Origin of the sequence: Roseovarius bejariae, assembly GCF_009669325.1 — a bacterium.
Classification (GTDB): Bacteria; Pseudomonadota; Alphaproteobacteria; order Rhodobacterales; family Rhodobacteraceae; genus Roseovarius; species Roseovarius bejariae.
The window spans coordinates 1,006,366-1,022,345 of record NZ_SZWE01000001.1 but is presented as its reverse complement, the minus strand read 5'-3'; the positions used below and the strand labels follow the sequence as shown (position 1 = coordinate 1,022,345).

Annotated in this window: 12 protein-coding genes; 9 read left to right on the top strand and 3 right to left on the bottom strand. The window is 61.2% G+C overall.

Features of this window, described 5'->3' with window-relative positions:
• Positions 1 to 41: 41 nt before the first annotated feature.
• A complete protein-coding gene (gene lepA, locus FDP25_RS04815; protein ID WP_154149456.1) occupies positions 42 to 1,841 on the top strand; it encodes a translation elongation factor 4 in 1,800 nt (599 codons plus the stop codon).
• Position 1,842: 1 nt separating this feature from the next.
• Here the strand turns inward: lepA and FDP25_RS17035 are convergent, their stop codons facing one another.
• From FDP25_RS17035 to FDP25_RS04800, 3 genes are all read right to left on the bottom strand, one after another.
• Complete coding sequence (locus FDP25_RS17035; RefSeq protein WP_172982749.1) at positions 1,843 to 2,604, bottom strand: hypothetical protein; 762 nt, start codon at positions 2,602 to 2,604, stop codon at positions 1,843 to 1,845.
• Positions 2,549 to 3,064: a DUF488 domain-containing protein gene (locus FDP25_RS04805; RefSeq protein WP_154149452.1), complete on the bottom strand. Its 516-nt coding sequence runs from the start codon at positions 3,062 to 3,064 to the stop codon at positions 2,549 to 2,551. The genes FDP25_RS17035 and FDP25_RS04805 overlap by 56 nt, the downstream gene beginning before the upstream one ends.
• Before the next feature lie 439 nt (positions 3,065 to 3,503).
• Positions 3,504 to 5,135 (bottom strand): GMC family oxidoreductase, encoded by a 1,632-nt coding sequence (locus tag FDP25_RS04800; RefSeq protein WP_154149450.1) that lies wholly within the window; start codon positions 5,133 to 5,135, stop codon positions 3,504 to 3,506.
• Positions 5,136 to 5,252: 117 nt separating this feature from the next.
• Here FDP25_RS04800 and FDP25_RS04795 point away from each other — a divergent pair, with 117 nt between their 5' ends.
• The 8 genes from FDP25_RS04795 (at position 5,253) to FDP25_RS04760 (ending at position 15,949) form a co-directional block, all read left to right on the top strand.
• Positions 5,253 to 6,488, top strand: a complete 1,236-nt coding sequence (locus FDP25_RS04795) for a TRAP transporter substrate-binding protein (RefSeq protein WP_154149448.1) — start codon at positions 5,253 to 5,255, stop codon at positions 6,486 to 6,488.
• 107 nt (positions 6,489 to 6,595) lie between these two features.
• The gene (locus tag FDP25_RS04790) at positions 6,596 to 7,264 is read left to right on the top strand and encodes a TRAP transporter small permease (RefSeq protein WP_154149446.1); all 669 of its coding nucleotides are present in this window, start codon (positions 6,596 to 6,598) and stop codon (positions 7,262 to 7,264) included.
• Between the two features lies 1 nt (position 7,265).
• Entirely contained in the window at positions 7,266 to 8,624 is a 1,359-nt protein-coding gene (locus FDP25_RS04785; protein WP_154149444.1) for a TRAP transporter large permease, read from the top strand.
• Between the two features lie 13 nt (positions 8,625 to 8,637).
• Positions 8,638 to 9,417, top strand: coding sequence for an IclR family transcriptional regulator (locus FDP25_RS04780; RefSeq protein WP_154149442.1), 780 nt, complete (start codon positions 8,638 to 8,640; stop codon positions 9,415 to 9,417).
• Positions 9,418 to 9,504: 87 nt separating this feature from the next.
• Complete coding sequence (locus FDP25_RS04775; RefSeq protein ID WP_246175761.1) at positions 9,505 to 11,436, top strand: sensor histidine kinase; 1,932 nt, start codon at positions 9,505 to 9,507, stop codon at positions 11,434 to 11,436.
• 56 nt (positions 11,437 to 11,492) lie between these two features.
• Complete coding sequence (locus FDP25_RS04770) at positions 11,493 to 13,253, top strand: sensor histidine kinase (protein ID WP_154149438.1); 1,761 nt, start codon at positions 11,493 to 11,495, stop codon at positions 13,251 to 13,253.
• The gene (locus tag FDP25_RS04765; RefSeq protein ID WP_154149436.1) at positions 13,250 to 14,488 is read left to right on the top strand and encodes a sigma-54-dependent transcriptional regulator; all 1,239 of its coding nucleotides are present in this window, start codon (positions 13,250 to 13,252) and stop codon (positions 14,486 to 14,488) included. Before FDP25_RS04770 ends, FDP25_RS04765 begins: the two co-directional genes overlap by 4 nt.
• Before the next feature lie 126 nt (positions 14,489 to 14,614).
• Positions 14,615 to 15,949: an acyltransferase family protein gene (locus FDP25_RS04760; protein ID WP_154149434.1), complete on the top strand. Its 1,335-nt coding sequence runs from the start codon at positions 14,615 to 14,617 to the stop codon at positions 15,947 to 15,949.
• Positions 15,950 to 15,980 lie beyond the last annotated feature (31 nt).

Genomic DNA, 15,980 nt, shown 5'->3' with positions numbered 1-15,980 from the left:
CACCTTGACCACCCCCCAAAACCCCTCCATATCCCACACCCATGACACCGCTTTCGCATATCCGCAATTTCTCGATCGTGGCCCATATCGACCACGGGAAATCCACGCTGGCCGACCGCCTGATCCAGATGACCGATACCGTCGCCGAACGCGACATGAAGGATCAGCTTCTGGACAGCATGGACATCGAACGCGAACGCGGCATCACCATCAAGGCCAACACCGTCCGCATCGACTATACCGCCGATGACGGGCAGCAATACGTGCTCAACCTCATCGACACCCCCGGCCACGTCGATTTCTCCTACGAGGTCTCCCGCTCCATGCGCGCGGTCGAAGGCTCGCTCCTGGTGGTGGATTCCACCCAAGGGGTGGAGGCGCAGACGCTGGCCAATGTCTACCAGGCCATCGAGGCGGATCACGAATTGATCCCGGTGCTCAACAAGATCGACCTGCCGGCCAGTGACCTCGACCGCGTCGCCGAACAGATCGAAGAGGTCATCGGCATCGACGCCTCGGGCGCCATCCCCGTTTCGGCCAAGACAGGGCAGGGCATCCGCGAAACCCTGCAAGCCATCGTCGATCACCTGCCCGCCCCCACCGGCGACCGCGACGCGCCCCTGAAGGCCATGCTGGTCGACAGTAAATACGACCCCTACCTCGGCGTCGTCGTGCTTGTTCGCATCATGGACGGCGTCCTCAAGAAGGGTGACAAGATCCGCATGATGCAAACCGGCGCCACCTACGGCGTGGACCGCATCGGCGTCTTCCGCCCCGCCATGACCGTCGTAGACGAACTCGGCCCGGGCGAGATCGGCTTCATCACCGCTTCGATCAAGCAGGTGCGCGATACCCGCGTGGGCGACACGATCACCCACGAAAAGAAACAATGCGCCGAACCCCTGCCGGGCTTCAAACCCTCGATCCCGGTGGTCTTCTGCGGCCTCTTCCCGGTGGATTCCTCGGAATTCGAAAGCCTTCGGGACGCGATCGAGAAACTGGCCCTCAACGACGCCTCCTTCTCCTTCGAGATGGAAAACTCCGCCGCCCTCGGCTTCGGCTTCCGCTGCGGCTTCCTCGGGCTTTTGCACCTCGAAGTGATCCGCGACCGGATCGAACGCGAGTATGACATCGAACTGATCACCACCGCGCCCTCGGTGGTCTATCACGTCTACATGAAAGACGGCTCCATGGAGGAGTTGCACAACCCCGCCGACATGCCCGACCTCACCCTCGTCGATCACGTTGAGGAGCCGCGCATCAAGGCCACCATCCTCGTGCCCGATGACTTCCTCGGCGATGTCCTCAAACTCTGTCAGGATCGCCGCGGTATCCAGGAGGACCTCACCTATGCGGGTTCCCGCGCCATGGTGGTCTATGACCTGCCGCTGAACGAGGTGGTCTTCGATTTCTACGACCGCCTGAAATCGGTGACCAAGGGCTATGCCTCGTTTGATTACGAGATCACGGGCTACCGGCAGGACAACCTCGTGAAAATGCAGCTTCTGGTGAATGACGAACCCGTCGATGCGCTTTCCATGATGGTCCACCGCGACCGCGCCGAAATGCGCGGGCGGGCCATGTGCGAAAAGCTCAAGGGCCTGATCCCGCGCCACATGTTCAAGATCCCGATCCAGGCGGCCATCGGCGGCAAGGTCATCGCCCGCGAAACCCTGTCCGCGATGCGCAAGGACGTGACCGCCAAATGCTACGGCGGCGACGCGACCCGGAAGAAGAAGCTTCTGGAGAAACAGAAGGCCGGTAAGAAGAAGATGCGCCAGTTCGGCAAGGTGGACATCCCGCAAGAGGCGTTTATTAGCGCTTTGAAGATGGATGAGTGATTTATAGATCAAGCATCGTTTGCAGTGGCTTAGCTGTCGGAAAAATACCGAGCAGTTGCCAAGTCTGTGGGCGTTTTGCCATGTTGCCCAGAGCTAAAACTAGACCAGTTTCTACATAGTCTTTACAATATGTAGTCTCTAGGTGTTCCAGCGCCGCATTTTCATCGTACCGTCGTGAGAGTTTAAAAAACGCAGCTGATGTTTCCCAGTCGCTGCATCTCTTATTTCTTATTTTACCGTCGCCATCTGTAAAACGCATTGTGAACTCGAAGGGGCACGGCTCAATTAGGTCTAATTCCTTATCAAACATACTGGCTTGCCGTGCTTGGTCTTCAAAAGCTCGACGCGCTTCGTCTAATTCAGCAGGACTGCGTTTCCTCCAAATTAAGGAAACATTTTCAGGCCGAATTAGGGCTAATGAATCCCCACTCGAGGCAGCTTCAATCTCAGATGTTACGATGGCTCGACTTACGAGGTGCTCTCGCTCTTGTTTGTTTTTTACTTCGCTAACGACTTTTATGCTCTCTTCGTGAACCCGGCAGCTTTCGTGTCTAACGTCATTTTGGGGTTTCGAATATTCAAAGTCTACTATGCTCCACCGGCGAAACGCTTGTTGGTCAGCCAATTGCCGGAAACGAATTGGGTACAATCGTTTCCATTTGCCTGATGCATCAAGTCCGGCACAACATACCGTCTCACTGTGCTTTTTACTCGGCTGCGGATAGGCTTTTACGAGAATTGTAACTCGGGATATTGATACCATCTTTGAGATATTGTTGTGGTCTGTCGGCTACTAGGTTGAATACTTCAAATCCTGACAAGACGGCCTCATCAGCGATATACGAGCGATGGCAAACATGCGCGCATCGTTCAAAGCAAAGAATGCATGTTTTCTGAGAACCTGCAATCTTAAGTAGTTCTGAAAGTGAATTCTGCGCATCTGCCGTGTTTAGATGCTGCAAGAAAACCTTTTCAAAAGTCACATAGTCACCAGCTTTGGCAGCGTCTCGCCCCTGCTTGGGGTCGCCGAGTTTTTTAAGGTGTAGATATTGAATGCCGCGGTCGTTCAACGCTTGTCCTAAAGAGGTTTTTGATAGGCCCTTTTTTCTAGAAAGTGGCAACTCACGAACGTCTACCAATACCTTTATTTGAAGGTTGCAAAGGGTTTCGATCAGCTGTTCAGCTGACGCGCCTTCGTAGCCGATGGTGTAAAGTTCGCTCATCTTAGCCCCCTTTTTCCCTAAAAAACCTTAACAATCCGTTTTAGACAACCGAGTTGAGTGTTGTTTTATTCGATGATTCATTTTTGCATCGGTTCGGGGTGTCACGCCGGGTTAGTAAAAAGTTTACTAGGGTCGCTTGGTAGAACGAGTCTTCAGCGCGGCGGCACCGCGCGCCTCGATCCCGCGCCGGGTCTCCACTGCTCACGCCCAAGGCCCGACCCAAACCCTCTCACCAATTCCCAACGTATCTCCAAAACCATCGCAAACCAAACCTCTCGCCTCACGCAAACCAACATACCCCAAACCCCTTACCATACCGTTACCCAACCGCACGGGGCAGGGGTGTTTCGTACGACTCGTACGATCCCGAAAACCAAACCCCCGATTTTCGTACGAAAACCGGGGGTAAAGCGTACGACTCGTACGAAAATCCAAAGCCTCAGGCCGAGCGTTGTAGGGCGCCTGCTTTGCGGTCTTCCAGGATCATGTCCGAGGCTTTCTCCCCGATCATGATCGCCGGCGCATTGGTGTTGCCCGAGACGATCTCGGGCATGATCGAACAATCCGCCACCCGCAGCCCCTCGATCCCATGCACCCGCAGGCGCGGGTCCACCACCGCGTCACCGCCCGGCCCCATCTTGCAGGTTCCCGTCGGGTGATAGATCGTGGTCGAGTAGTTCCGCGCCCAGTCCAGCGTGCCCTCATAGTCCTCCATGTCAAGGCTGGAGTCGGGCCGAAACTCCTGTGAAATCTTATGCTTAAGCGGCTCGCACCGGGCAATTCGTCGGGCGATGTTGATGCCCTCGACGATGGTCCGGCAATCGGTTTCCGTCGACAGGTAGTTGGGGTGGATCGTCGGGTAGGTCCCGCTGTCCGGCCCTGCCAGACGGATCTCCCCCCGGCTTTCCGGGCGCAGTTGACATACCGACATGGTAAAGGCCGAGAAGGGGTGCACGCCTTCGCCGGGGCTGTCTGCCGACCACGGTTGCACATGGAACTGGATGTCGGGGGTCTCCACATGGTCGCCGGTGCGCATGAACCCGGTCGCCAAACTCGCCGCCATGGCCATCGGCCCCGCCCGAAACATCATGTATTTCAATGCGATACGGGCCTGGTCCACAAGGCTGCGCACCTCGTCGTTCAGCGTCGGTTCATTGCATTTGAACACCAGCCGCGCCTGCAAATGGTCCTGCATGTTCTTGCCCACGGCGGGCATGTCTTGCAGCACCTCGATGCCCTGTTCCTTGAGTTGCGCCGCCTCGCCCAGCCCCGAAACCATCATCAGGTGCGGCGACCCGATCGCGCCGGATGAAAGTATCACCTCGGCATTGGCCTTGACCACATGTTCCTGCCCCGCCGCATCGCGATAGGCCACCCCGGTGGCCCGCTTGCCCTCGAACACGATCCGGCTGGCCGCCGCCTTGGTCAGGATCGTCAGGTTCTCGCGTTTGCGCGCCGGGTTCAGGAAGGCCACCGCGCTTGAGCATCTCCGCCCGTTGCGGGTGGTCAGCTGGAAGTACCCCACGCCCTCCTGCGTGGCCCCGTTGTAATCGGGGTTGAACGGGTATCCGGCTTCTTGAGCCGCCGCGACCCATGCATCGCAAATCGGGCGTTGCAACCGCATGTTCGACACCGACAACGGGCCTTGATCACCGTGGAAGTCATCCGCCCCGCGTTCCTGGTTTTCCGAGCGTTTGAACAGCGGCAGCACATCGTCCCAGCCCCAGCCGGGGTTGCCCATCTGCTGCCAGCGGTCGTAATCCTCGGGTTGTCCCCGGACATAGAGCAGACCGTTCAAAGAAGACGACCCGCCCAGAACCTTGCCGCGCGGCCAATCCAGTTGCCGCCCGTTCAACCCCGGGTCCGGTTCGGTGCGATAACACCAGTCGACCGAGGGGTTATGCATGGTTTTGAAATAGCCCACCGGGATGTGAATCCACGGGTTCCAGTCGCGTCCGCCCGCCTCCATCAGGACGATCTTGATCGACGGGTCCGCCGAGAGACGATTCGCCAGAACGCACCCCGCTGAGCCCGCGCCGACGATGACGTAATCCGCTGAAATCTCCGACATTTCTTTCCTCCCGACGCAGACTTTCAAATCCGTAAAAGATTTTCCTTGCCAGAGAGAGCATAATTCGATCAATATTGAGACTGCAAGTATCAAAATTGCGCAACATGGGAGGAGACCATGAAAGTATCGAAAACCCTGAGCGGGATTTCCCGCCGGGATCTTTTCCGTCTTTCCGGCCAATTCGGCCTATCATCGGTTCTATTGGGGGCAGGGGCGCTGACCGGCGCCGCGACGCTGCCTAATCTCGCGAAAGCAGCTGAGTCCAGCTACAACAAACGCTTCGCGAAAGAGCCCAAACACACCCTGAAACTCGGCGCGGCGGGCTTCAACGCACGTAACCTGCTGATCGAGCGGGCAGGCGTTCTGGAATTTGCCCGCGACCTCGAAGAAAGGACCGAGGGCGAAATTCGTGTCGAATTTATCGGCGACAACCAAATCTGCGGACAGCTCAACTGCGTTGAGAAAACCCAGCTTGGCGTGGTGGATATGTATGCCGCCTCGACCCAGAACTCGGCGGGTGGCGCGCCTTACCTGAACGTGCTGGACTATGCCTATATGTTCCCCAGCCGGGCGTCGCAGTATCACTTCCTCTACAGCCCGGAATCGCAGCGAATCCTGCGTGACCCGCTTGAAAAGCGCCATGGCCTGAAGTTCCTCTTCAGCCACTGCGAGCTGCGCGGTATCCAGTTGGGTCAGTCCTTCGCCGGCAAGCCCAAGGTGACCAAGCTGGAAGAACTCTTTGGCACGAAGAACCGGGTCACGGGCACACAGCTTGGCCGTATCGCCATGCAGCTGCTCAACCTCAACCCGGTGCCGGTGGCATGGGAGGAAACCCTCGATGGCCTCAAGCAGGGCCTGATCGACGGGGCGGAAACATGGGCCTCGGCCGTGGCCTACGCCAACATGTCGCCCGTGGTCAGCCAATCGGTCGACCTCAAGTTCTTCTGCGGGACCGAGCACACCTCGATGTCGGCCAAGGTCTTCGACGCCATGGAACCGCACCTTCAGGATGCGATCATGGAATCGGCCTATCTGGCGCAGGTCCATGTGCAGGCCGCGAACGAGGCCGCCCTGGTCAAGACCGTGGGCTTCAGCGATCCGCAACTGCCCGGCACGATCTTTGCCGAAAACGATGTGACTCCGGCCTTCCTTGCCGACGATCAGATCAAGATGGCCGAAGAAATGTGCTCGCCCGAGTTCAACCCCGAACCCTGGGCGCAATGGCGCGAACGTCTCAACAACTGGGCCGGTGGCATCGATACCTACCAGGAGATCTATGACGTTGCCCGCCAAATCCCAACGGACACTCTGCCCGAGAATGTCGAGCCGCGCCGCTGGTGGCGCTCGGCCTGATCTGGCACTGTTGATCCTGAACCGGGCCGCCCCTTGCGGGCGGCCCGAGTCCACAGGCGGCGCGAAAGACCGCCATGACATACGGCGACCCAAAGGGAGGACTGGGAATGACTGGCTGGTTTCAGGGGACGGGAGAGATCCTGAGCGCCCTAGCTGCGGGCGATTCATGGATGTTGAGCGAGGCGATGCGCCAACCCGCAATCTGGCCACTGGGCCTGATCGCGATGCTGGCGTCCGCTGCATTACTGTTGGTGGTCTATCACTTTGTGCCCTGGATCGAACGCAACTTCGAAAAGACGGTCATGGTGGTCTCGTACCTTGCCATCGGCGGCATCATCTTTGTCGAGGTGTTTCGCCGCTTCGTGCTCTCTGAACAGGCCCCGTGGTCAACCACCCTGCCGCCTTTCCTGTTTCTCATCATGACGTGGTTCGGCTGTACCTATAACGTCCAGCTTCGCACGCACCTGGCCTTCGCCGAGTTTCGCAGCGCCATGGGGCGGCGCGGGCAAATGGCCTGTCTTCTGCTGGATGCCGCTCTCTGGACCGGCTTTGCATGGATCGTCGTCGTCACCTCAAGCCGCGTTGCGGCGAACTCGGCCTCGAACTTCCAGATCATGCTTGGCACCGACAATATTATGCAATGGTGGTTCCTGATCGCCGTGCCGATGGCCTTTACCATGCTGGTGGCCCGCGTTCTGGAAAACCTCATCATCGACCTGCGCAACTTCCGCACGGGCGCACCTTTGATCAAACAAGCCGTCATCGGGGGCGACTGACATGAGCGATACAACAATTATCACCGCCATTTCTGTTGGCGTCACCATCCTGTTCATGCTCGGCGTGCCGGTGTTCCTCGTGATCGGTTACTGGGTGATCGGCATGTCATTCCTGTTGGGGCTGCCGCTCGACAATATCGGCGCGGCACTGGCGGATGTCTTTACCGATGGCTTCGCCCTGCTGGCGATGCCGCTTTTCATCCTCACCGGCGACCTGATCAACCGCTCCGGCATCGCACGGCGCCTTTCGGATTTCGCCTATGCCTGCCTTGGCTGGATACGCGGCGGGCTGGCCATGGCCTCGCTGGGGGCCTGCGGGCTGTTCGCCGCGATCTCGGGGTCGAACTCGGCCACCACGGCCACAATCGGCTCCATGCTGCACCCTGAAATGGTCAAGGGCGGCTATGACGAACGCTTTTCGGCGGCCACGGCGGCAGCCGGGGGCACGGTGGGCATCATCATCCCGCCCTCCATCATCTTCATCGTCTACGGGTTCCTCCTCAACCTCCCGATTTCGGACCTGTTCGTGGCCGGGATCATCCCTGGGTCGCTGATGGTGGGTGGCATGATGTTTGCCTGCTTCCTCATCTGCTGGCGCAACGGCTGGGGCTACCTGATTGCCCTCAGCCCGCTGCGGGTGATCAAGACCGCGCTTGGCGCATGGCTTGGCTTCTTTGCCATCGGCCTTGTCCTGTGGGGGATCTACACCGGCAAGTTCTCACCCACCGAGGCCGCGGGCGTAACCGTGGGCTTCTGCGTGATCGTCGGTTTCCTGTGCCTGCCCATTCACAAACTGATGGGCGGCAAGAAGGATGCCGACCTGTCCGAAAAATCCGTGGCCAGCATGCTTGTCGTTCAGGGCTTCAGTCCACTGGAACTACCGTCTATCACCATGCGCTCGGCCCAGATTACGGGCATCCTTGCCCCGCTCATTGCGGTTTCCGTGGTGATGCAGCAAATCCTGTCGGTTCTCGGCGCTCAGGAGGCGATCGGCGGTTTTGTGACCTCGATGGGCGGCTACCATGCGGTTCTGTTCACCTCCATGGCGATCGTTTTCGTCTCGGGCATGGTGCTGGAAAGCCTGCCGGTGACGATCATCCTTGCGCCCATTCTGGCCCCCATTGCCCATTCCGTCGGGGTCGAGCCGGTGCAATTCGCCGTGATCTTCCTTGTCGGGGCCTCCATCGGGTTCATCACGCCCCCCTATGGCCTGAACCTCTATGTGGCCTCGGGGGTGACGGGTGTCCCATATTTCAGGCTTTTGAAGTACACCGTGCCTTATTTGGTCGCACTCATCTCGGTCTGGCTTGTAGTGGCCCTCGTGCCTGAGCTATCGACAGCTTTGCTACCGAATAGATAAGTGCGGGTGACTCATGGGTGACGACAAGACGGCAACGATACCGACCAACCTTCGGTTGCTCATGGTGATCGAAGAGATCGCCCGCGCCGGTGTTCCCGTCACCCCGACCGAGGTCAATGCAGAACTCGGCCTGCCCAAGCCCACCATTCACCGCCTGTTCAGCACGCTGGAGGAAGAAGGCTTCCTCCAGCGTGACCTCGACGGGCGGGCCTATTCGCCCGGCCCGCGCCTGCGCACCATGGCCAGCGGGATCATTTCGTCCCGGCGCATCCGCTCGGTCCGGCAGGCGATCCTCAAACGCCTGAGTCGGCAGATCGGTGAAACCTGCAATATCGCCATGCCCGAACGCGACGCGATGGCCTATCTCGAACGGGTCGAAACCGAATGGCCCCTGCGCATTCAGCTTCCCATCGGGACCCGCGTGCCCTTCTACTGCACCGCCAGCGGCAAGATGTATCTCAGCACCTTGGCCCGCAGCCATGTGATCAAATACCTCGAAAATACCGAGCTCACGGCGCGCACCCCGAACACCCTCACGGATCACGATGCCCTGCTTGAAGAAATCCGGGAAATCCGCAAACAGGGCTATTCGCTGGACCGCGAGGAATTCATGTCCGACATGATTGCACTGGCGGTTCCCATTCTGGACCAGAATGACAGGCTCATGGCCACCTTGGCCTTCCATGCCCCCACGCAACGTATCAAGATCGACCAGGCCTTGGGTTATCTCGACGAAATGCGCTCGGCGGCCCGGGACCTGTCAGAGCTGGTGACCGGATCAGACGGCGACTGACGTCGGCAAAAAACCCTTTAACCCGGCGCAACATGGGGCATTATGCGCCCCATGACGCTTTTCCGCCCTCTCTTCCGATCCGTGCGAATGCGCCTTCTGGTGATCGCGCTCTTGCCGATGCTGGTGCTGATGCCGCTTCTGCTGGGAAGTGCCATGCTACGCTGGACCGGGCGGGTGGATGACCTTCTGATCACCAAGGTCAACGGCGACCTGACAATCGCCGACCAATACCTGCAACGCCTGCTGGAAAACTCGGGCGAGCGTCTGGATGCCTTCGCCAAGTCCGCCGCCCTGCGCGACGTGATGGACCGCCCCGCCGCCCGCCGCGCGCGCTTGCGTACGCAGCGCCGCGCACTGGGCTTGGATTTTCTCTATCTCACCGATGGCAGCACGGGGCCCGGTGACCTGCATCCCACCGATTGGCCCGTGGTCCAATCCGCCCTGAACAAGGGGCAATGGGGCAGCGTGGTGGACATCATGGGGCAAAAGACCCTGACTGCCCTCGATCTCGGCCTTGGCCAGCAAGCCGCAATCCAACTCGTGCCAACCCGCGCCGCCGTGCCCACCACCCGCACAATCGAAGACCGTGGCATGGTGATCCACTCCGCCGCCCCCGTCACCTTGCCGGATGGTCGCCCCGGTGCGTTGGTGGGGGGGCTTTTGTTGAATCGCAACCTCGGGTTCATCGATACGATCAACAACCTTGTCTACCGTGATCGAAGCCTCCCCGATGGCAGCCAAGGCACCGCGACGCTGTTTCTGGATGATGTGCGCGTGTCCACCAACGTTCGCCTGTTCGAGGGCGTTCGCGCGCTGGGCACCCGCGTGTCCGCCGAGGTGCGCGCACGGGTTCTGGGCGAGGGTCGCACGTGGCTGGACCGTGCCTTCGTCGTCAACGATTGGTATATCTCGGCCTACCAACCCATTACCGACAGCTTCGGCAAGCGCGTTGGAATGCTCTATGTCGGTTTCCTCGAAACCCCCTTCCGCGAGGCCAAGACACGCTCGGCCCTCACGATGGGCCTGATCTTTCTGGCCATTGCCGCGCTATCGATTCCCATCTTCCTGCGCTGGGCCGGGCGCATCTTCGGCCCGCTGGAATCCATGACCAAAACCATCGCCCGGGTCGAAGGCGGCGACCTGACCGCCCGCAACGGTCCGACGGGTGACAGCGGTGAAATCGCGCAGGTGGCGGGCCACCTCGATGACCTGCTCGATCAGGTGCAGGAACGTGACAAACAACTCCGCGACTGGGCCGAAAGCCTTGAACGCAAGGTCGAGGACCGCACCCGTGACCTGCGCGAGGCCAACCGCAAACTCGAAGACACCACCGAACAGCTGATCATGTCGGAAAAACTCGCCACCGTGGGCGAAATCACCGCCAGCGTCGCCCATGAAATCAACAACCCCATGGCGGTGATCCAAGGCAACCTCGATGTCGCCCGCAGCCTTCTGGCCGAGGCCGAGGCCGAGAAGGTCAAGACCGAGTTCACCCTGATCGACGATCAGGTCTACCGCATCGGCGCCATCGTTTCGAAACTCCTGCAATTCGCGCGCCCCGAGGAGTATTCGGGCGAAGACGCCCTGACCTGTCCCGCCGACGTGGTCCGCGATTGCCTCGTCCTCACCGCGCACCAGACCGAGAAAGCGGGCGTCGAGGTCACGACCGATTTGCAAAGCGACCGGCAGGTGGCAATGTCGCGCACCGAATTACAGCAGGTCATGGTGAACCTGATCATCAACGCCGTCCACGCCATGCCCGGGGGCGGGCGACTTGGCATTTCGGTCTGGGATAGCGGGGATACAGTCACCATAGAAGTTAACGACACCGGGCGCGGCATCGCGGCGGATGTCCTCAAACGCATCTTCGATCCGTTCTTCACCACCAAGCAGGCCGAAGGTACCGGCCTTGGCCTGTCGATCAGTCAACGGCTGGTGGCCCGCGCCGGGGGCGAGATTTCGGCCACCTCCACCCCGGGGCAGGGCAGCCGCTTTACCGTCACGTTGCCCGCGGCGTGAACCGGACAAACCGAAAAACTGGTCAAGCCCCGGCAAGCATTGCTAAAACCCTCGCCATGACAGCCGAGTCTCGCCTGCGCATCGTGGTCATCGCCCTTTTCCTCGCCGCCGTCGCGATCTGCGCCGCCGGTCTGTGGCGCTATGGCTACGGACAGGCCCTGCACCAGTTGGAAAAACAAGGCCGCGCCGACCTCGCGCTTGCCTCCGACCGCTTCACCGGGCAACTCCGCCGCTATCAGGAACTCGCCGTTCTGATGGCCGAGCACCCCACGCTTGCCCGCGTTTCCGCCGGGCGCGATGCACAGGCCGCCCGTGCCTTGCTCCTTGAAGCGGCCGATAAAACCGGCGCCATGGGGCTTGCCTATGCCGATGCCAGTGGCCGCATCCTCGCGCAAGCGGGCGACACCCCCCGGGATCTTGCGCAGAACGAGGCCTTCATCCGGGCGACCCAAGGGGCGCTCGGCGTGGGCTACGGCCGCTTGGGCCGCCAAGGCCAGAGGGCCTATATCTACGCCGCCCCTGCCTTTGCCGCCGATGGCCTCGTGCGCGCCGCGCTGATCGTGCTGGTCGATATAGCAGAGCTGGAATGGGACTGGATCGGCGGTCAGCCGCCGGTGTTCTTTACCGAGCAAGAAGAGCAAATCTTCGTCTCCAACCGCTCCGAACTCCTTTTCTGGCAGGCGCGTGATGCGGGGCCGGGGTATCGCCCCCAAGGCATGCCCGCGCCTGACTTTACCGCACATGACATCGCTGGCCATGAAGTCTGGCAAATGGACTGGGGCGATTACCTGCCCAAACGCGCCCTGCACCTCACGCAAAACCTGCCTGTCATCGGCATGACCGGTCACGCGCTGATCGACGTCGCCCCGGCCCGCCGCCTTGCCGTCCTGCAAAGCCTGATGTTTGCCGTCATCTGCCTCGCCTTCGGTGCGGTCATCCTGCAAATCACCGAACGCCGCCGCACCCTGGCCCGCGCCAATGCGCAGCTTGAACAACGGGTCACCGAACGCACCTACGAACTGACCACGACCAACCGCGCCCTGCGGCGCGAAATTCATGAGCGGCACGAGGCCGAAGCGGCCCTGAAAAAAGCGCAGGACGATCTGGTTCAGGCGGGCAAGCTTTCGGCCCTCGGCCAGATCTCGGCAGGCATCAGTCACGAGCTTAATCAACCGCTCATGGCGATCCGCCAATTCGCCGACAACGGCGCGCAGTTCCTTGACCGTGACAAGCCCGAGAAAGCCAGCGAAAACCTTGGCCGCATCTCGGCGCTTGCCGCCCGCATGGCCCGGATCATCCGCAACCTGCGTGCCTTCGCCAAACAGGAAAGCGAGCCGGTGGCCCGTGTCGATATCGTCACCGTTATCGAACAGGCCCTCGAACTCTCGGGCGCGCGCCTCAAATCCGATGGCGTTACCGTTCATTGGACACCGCCCGACGCGCCCGTCTATGTCATGGGCGGCGAGGTCCGGCTGGGGCAGGTGCTTATCAACCTGATGTCCAACGCCGCCGACGCCATGTCGCATAGCCCGACCAAGGAAATCACCCTCACGGTCGATGCCGCCAACCCGGTGATCGTCGAAGTGCGCGACACCGGCCCCGGCATCGACGAGCCCGAGAAAATCTTCGATCCCTTCTACTCGACCAAGGAGGTCGGCAGCACCGAAGGGATGGGCCTTGGCCTGTCGATCTCTTATGGTCTGGTGCAAAGCTTCGGGGGCGACATCAAGGGGCGTAACGCCCCCGATGGCGGCGCCATCTTCCGCATCGAACTGGAACGCGCGCCACGAACCAGCCCCGCAAAGGACGCCGCATGAGCCAGACCCCCACCAAGATCCTGCTGGTCGATGATGACGCCGCCGTGCGCGAGGCCCTCACCCAAACGCTGGACCTTAATGACCTCAGCACCGTGCCCTGCGGCTCTTTCATCGAGGCCAAGGATCACATCACCCGCGATTTCGCGGGGGTGATCCTGTCGGACATCCGCATGCCCGGCCGCGATGGGTTTTACTTGCTGAACCATGCCCACGGGCTCGACCCCGACCTGCCGGTGATCCTGCTGACGGGCGAGGGCGACATTCCCATGGCGGTCGAGGCCATGGGGCAGGGGGCCTTCGACTTCCTCGAAAAACCCTGCGCCCCCGATGACCTTCTGCCGGTGCTGCACCGCGCCCTGCAAACCCGCGCTCTGGTGCTGGAGAACCGCCGCCTGAAAACCCAGTTGGAAACCGGCGACCCGGCGGCGCGGATGCTGTTCGGCACCTCGCAACTGGCCGAGGATCTGCGCACCCGCGTCCGCGCCGTCGCTCGCATGGGAACCGAAGCCTTGGTCACCGGCCCGCCCGGCGCGGGGGTCTCGAAGGTGGCCGAGGTGATCCACCTCATGACGCCCAATGCCTCCGGTCCATTCGTCAAACGCCCCGCTGCCACGCTGGACGCCGCCGCGCTTGACGAAACGCTTGCCTCCGCACAGGGCGGCAGCCTGTTTCTTGATGAAATCGCCGCGCTGCCCGGCGATGCGCAATACAGCCTACTGGAACGGCTCGAGGCCGGCGGCACGGCGCGCGTCATCGCCGGCACCACCGCCGATCTGTCCGCCGCTGCACAAGACGGACGCTTCAACGCCGAGCTATACTATCGCCTCGATGTCATGCCGGTTCGCATTCCCGCGCTGTCCGAACGGCCCGAGGATATCCCGGTGCTCTTTCGCCATTACGTGGCGCAGGCCGCCGAGCAGGCGGGCCTGCCGACGCCGGAAATTCCGCCCGATCACCTTTCGGCGCTCATGGCGCAGGACTGGCCGGGGAATGCCCGCTCCCTCATGTCGGCGGCCATGCGCTTTACCCTCGGCATGCCCGAAGAAACCCAAGGGGCCGCCGAACTGGGCCTTGCCGAACAACTGGCCCGTGTCGAACGGTCCCTGCTGGCCGCCGCGCTTGGCCGCCAGAACGGCCGCGCCTCCGAGGCCGCCAAGGCCCTCAAACTGCCGCGCAAGACCTTCTACGACAAACTGGCGCGCTATGGCCTGAAGCCCGAGGACTTCCGCCGCTGACGCCCGCCACCCCAAAATTATCATATTCTTGGCCCACGGCTGCCGTCCTGATAGTATCAATTCACAAAAAACAACCACAGGCACCCCCAAGGCCGCCGCAGATCGAGCAGACAGGTCACAAGCATCATGGTTTCCACCCCCGATCCAATGCCCAAGGGTATGCTCGCCGCTGCCCGCTGGGCCGCCGAGCGTACCCCCGAAAACCGTAACCGCGCCGTGGATCTCTATCGCGCTATCGCGATCCTCTTCGTCATCTTGGGGCATTGGCTTTTGGTGGCTGCCGTCATGCGTGACGGAAAGGCCGATCTGACCATCCTGCTGTCCCAACAACGCTGGACCCACTACGTCACATGGCTGTTTCAGGTCATGCCGGTGTTCTTCTTCGTGGGGGGCTTTTCCAACGGCCTGTCCTGGGCCTCTGCCCGGCGCGACCCCGAAAAGGCGCGCACATGGGCGGCCACCCGTCTGGCGCGGCTGCTGAAACCCACGGTGCCGGTGGTGCTGGTCTGGGCGGCGGCGGCTTTTGTCGCCACCCGCCTCGATGTCTCGCCCGATCTCATCGGCGCGGCCTCGCAGGCCGCACTTGTGCCGATCTGGTTTCTGGCCGTCTACATAATGATCACAATGGCCGTGCCGCTGTCCTACCGCCTTTGGGAGCGGCTTGGCATGTGGTCCGTGGGCTTGCTCTTTGCCGGGGCCATTGCCGTGGACTCCATCGCCTTTGGCCTTGATCAACAATGGCTGCGCTGGGCGAACTATGGCTTTGTCTGGCTCGGAATGCACCAGCTGGGCTATTGGTGGCAACAAGCCAAGCGGCCCAAATCATGGGCCTTGGCCTTCATCGCGCTCGGGGCCGCGTGGCTTTACGCCCTGATCGTGCACTTCGGCTTTCCCGTCGCCATGGTCAGCGTCCCGGGGGCCGAGATGTCCAACACGAGACCGCCGACAACCGCGATGCTGGCCGTGGGAAGCGTACAGGTGGGCGCTATTCTTCTGCTCACTGGCCCCGCTTCGGCATGGCTGCGTCATGCCCGGCCATGGGCTTGGGTGATCCTGCTCAACCAGATGATCATGACGATCTATCTTTGGCATATGACGGCCCTGATCGTCGCCGTCGTGGTCGCGGTGCAGGGCTTGGGCGGTCTCGGTCTGGGGCTGGAACCCGGCAGTGGCGCATGGTGGGCCATGCGCCCCCTGTGGCTGGCGATTTATGCGATCTTGCTCATCCCCCTTGTGCTGGCCTTCGTCCGGTTCGAGGCAGGCAGCCGCGCCACCGGCGCCAACCTGCCCGGGCCGTGGCAGGCCATGTTCGGCGCACTCATGACATGTGGTGGACTTGTGATGATGGCGCTCAGCGGGCTGGACGCGGGCAATGTTCTTGGGGTTGACCTGATTGCTGTCGGGCTGGTGGTTGCGGGGGTTGGCGTGGCAACCATCCATCCGGGTCGCAAATCCGCCTGATCGCAGATTCGCCCCGTAAATCCTCGGGGTG

Bases quoted from the DNA above. Each gene is read 5' to 3' on its own strand.
- lepA (WP_154149456.1), top strand. From the start codon at position 42: ATGACACCGCTTTCGCATATCCGCAATTTCTCGATCGTGGCCCATATC.
- FDP25_RS17035 (WP_172982749.1), bottom strand. From the start codon at position 2,604: ATGGTATCAATATCCCGAGTTACAATTCTCGTAAAAGCCTATCCGCAG.
- FDP25_RS04805 (WP_154149452.1), bottom strand. From the start codon at position 3,064: ATGAGCGAACTTTACACCATCGGCTACGAAGGCGCGTCAGCTGAACAG.
- FDP25_RS04800 (WP_154149450.1), bottom strand. From the start codon at position 5,135: ATGTCGGAGATTTCAGCGGATTACGTCATCGTCGGCGCGGGCTCAGCG.
- FDP25_RS04795 (WP_154149448.1), top strand. From the start codon at position 5,253: ATGAAAGTATCGAAAACCCTGAGCGGGATTTCCCGCCGGGATCTTTTC.
- FDP25_RS04790 (WP_154149446.1), top strand. From the start codon at position 6,596: ATGACTGGCTGGTTTCAGGGGACGGGAGAGATCCTGAGCGCCCTAGCT.
- FDP25_RS04785 (WP_154149444.1), top strand. From the start codon at position 7,266: ATGAGCGATACAACAATTATCACCGCCATTTCTGTTGGCGTCACCATC.
- FDP25_RS04780 (WP_154149442.1), top strand. From the start codon at position 8,638: ATGGGTGACGACAAGACGGCAACGATACCGACCAACCTTCGGTTGCTC.
- FDP25_RS04775 (WP_246175761.1), top strand. From the start codon at position 9,505: ATGCGCCTTCTGGTGATCGCGCTCTTGCCGATGCTGGTGCTGATGCCG.
- FDP25_RS04770 (WP_154149438.1), top strand. From the start codon at position 11,493: ATGACAGCCGAGTCTCGCCTGCGCATCGTGGTCATCGCCCTTTTCCTC.
- FDP25_RS04765 (WP_154149436.1), top strand. From the start codon at position 13,250: ATGAGCCAGACCCCCACCAAGATCCTGCTGGTCGATGATGACGCCGCC.
- FDP25_RS04760 (WP_154149434.1), top strand. From the start codon at position 14,615: ATGGTTTCCACCCCCGATCCAATGCCCAAGGGTATGCTCGCCGCTGCC.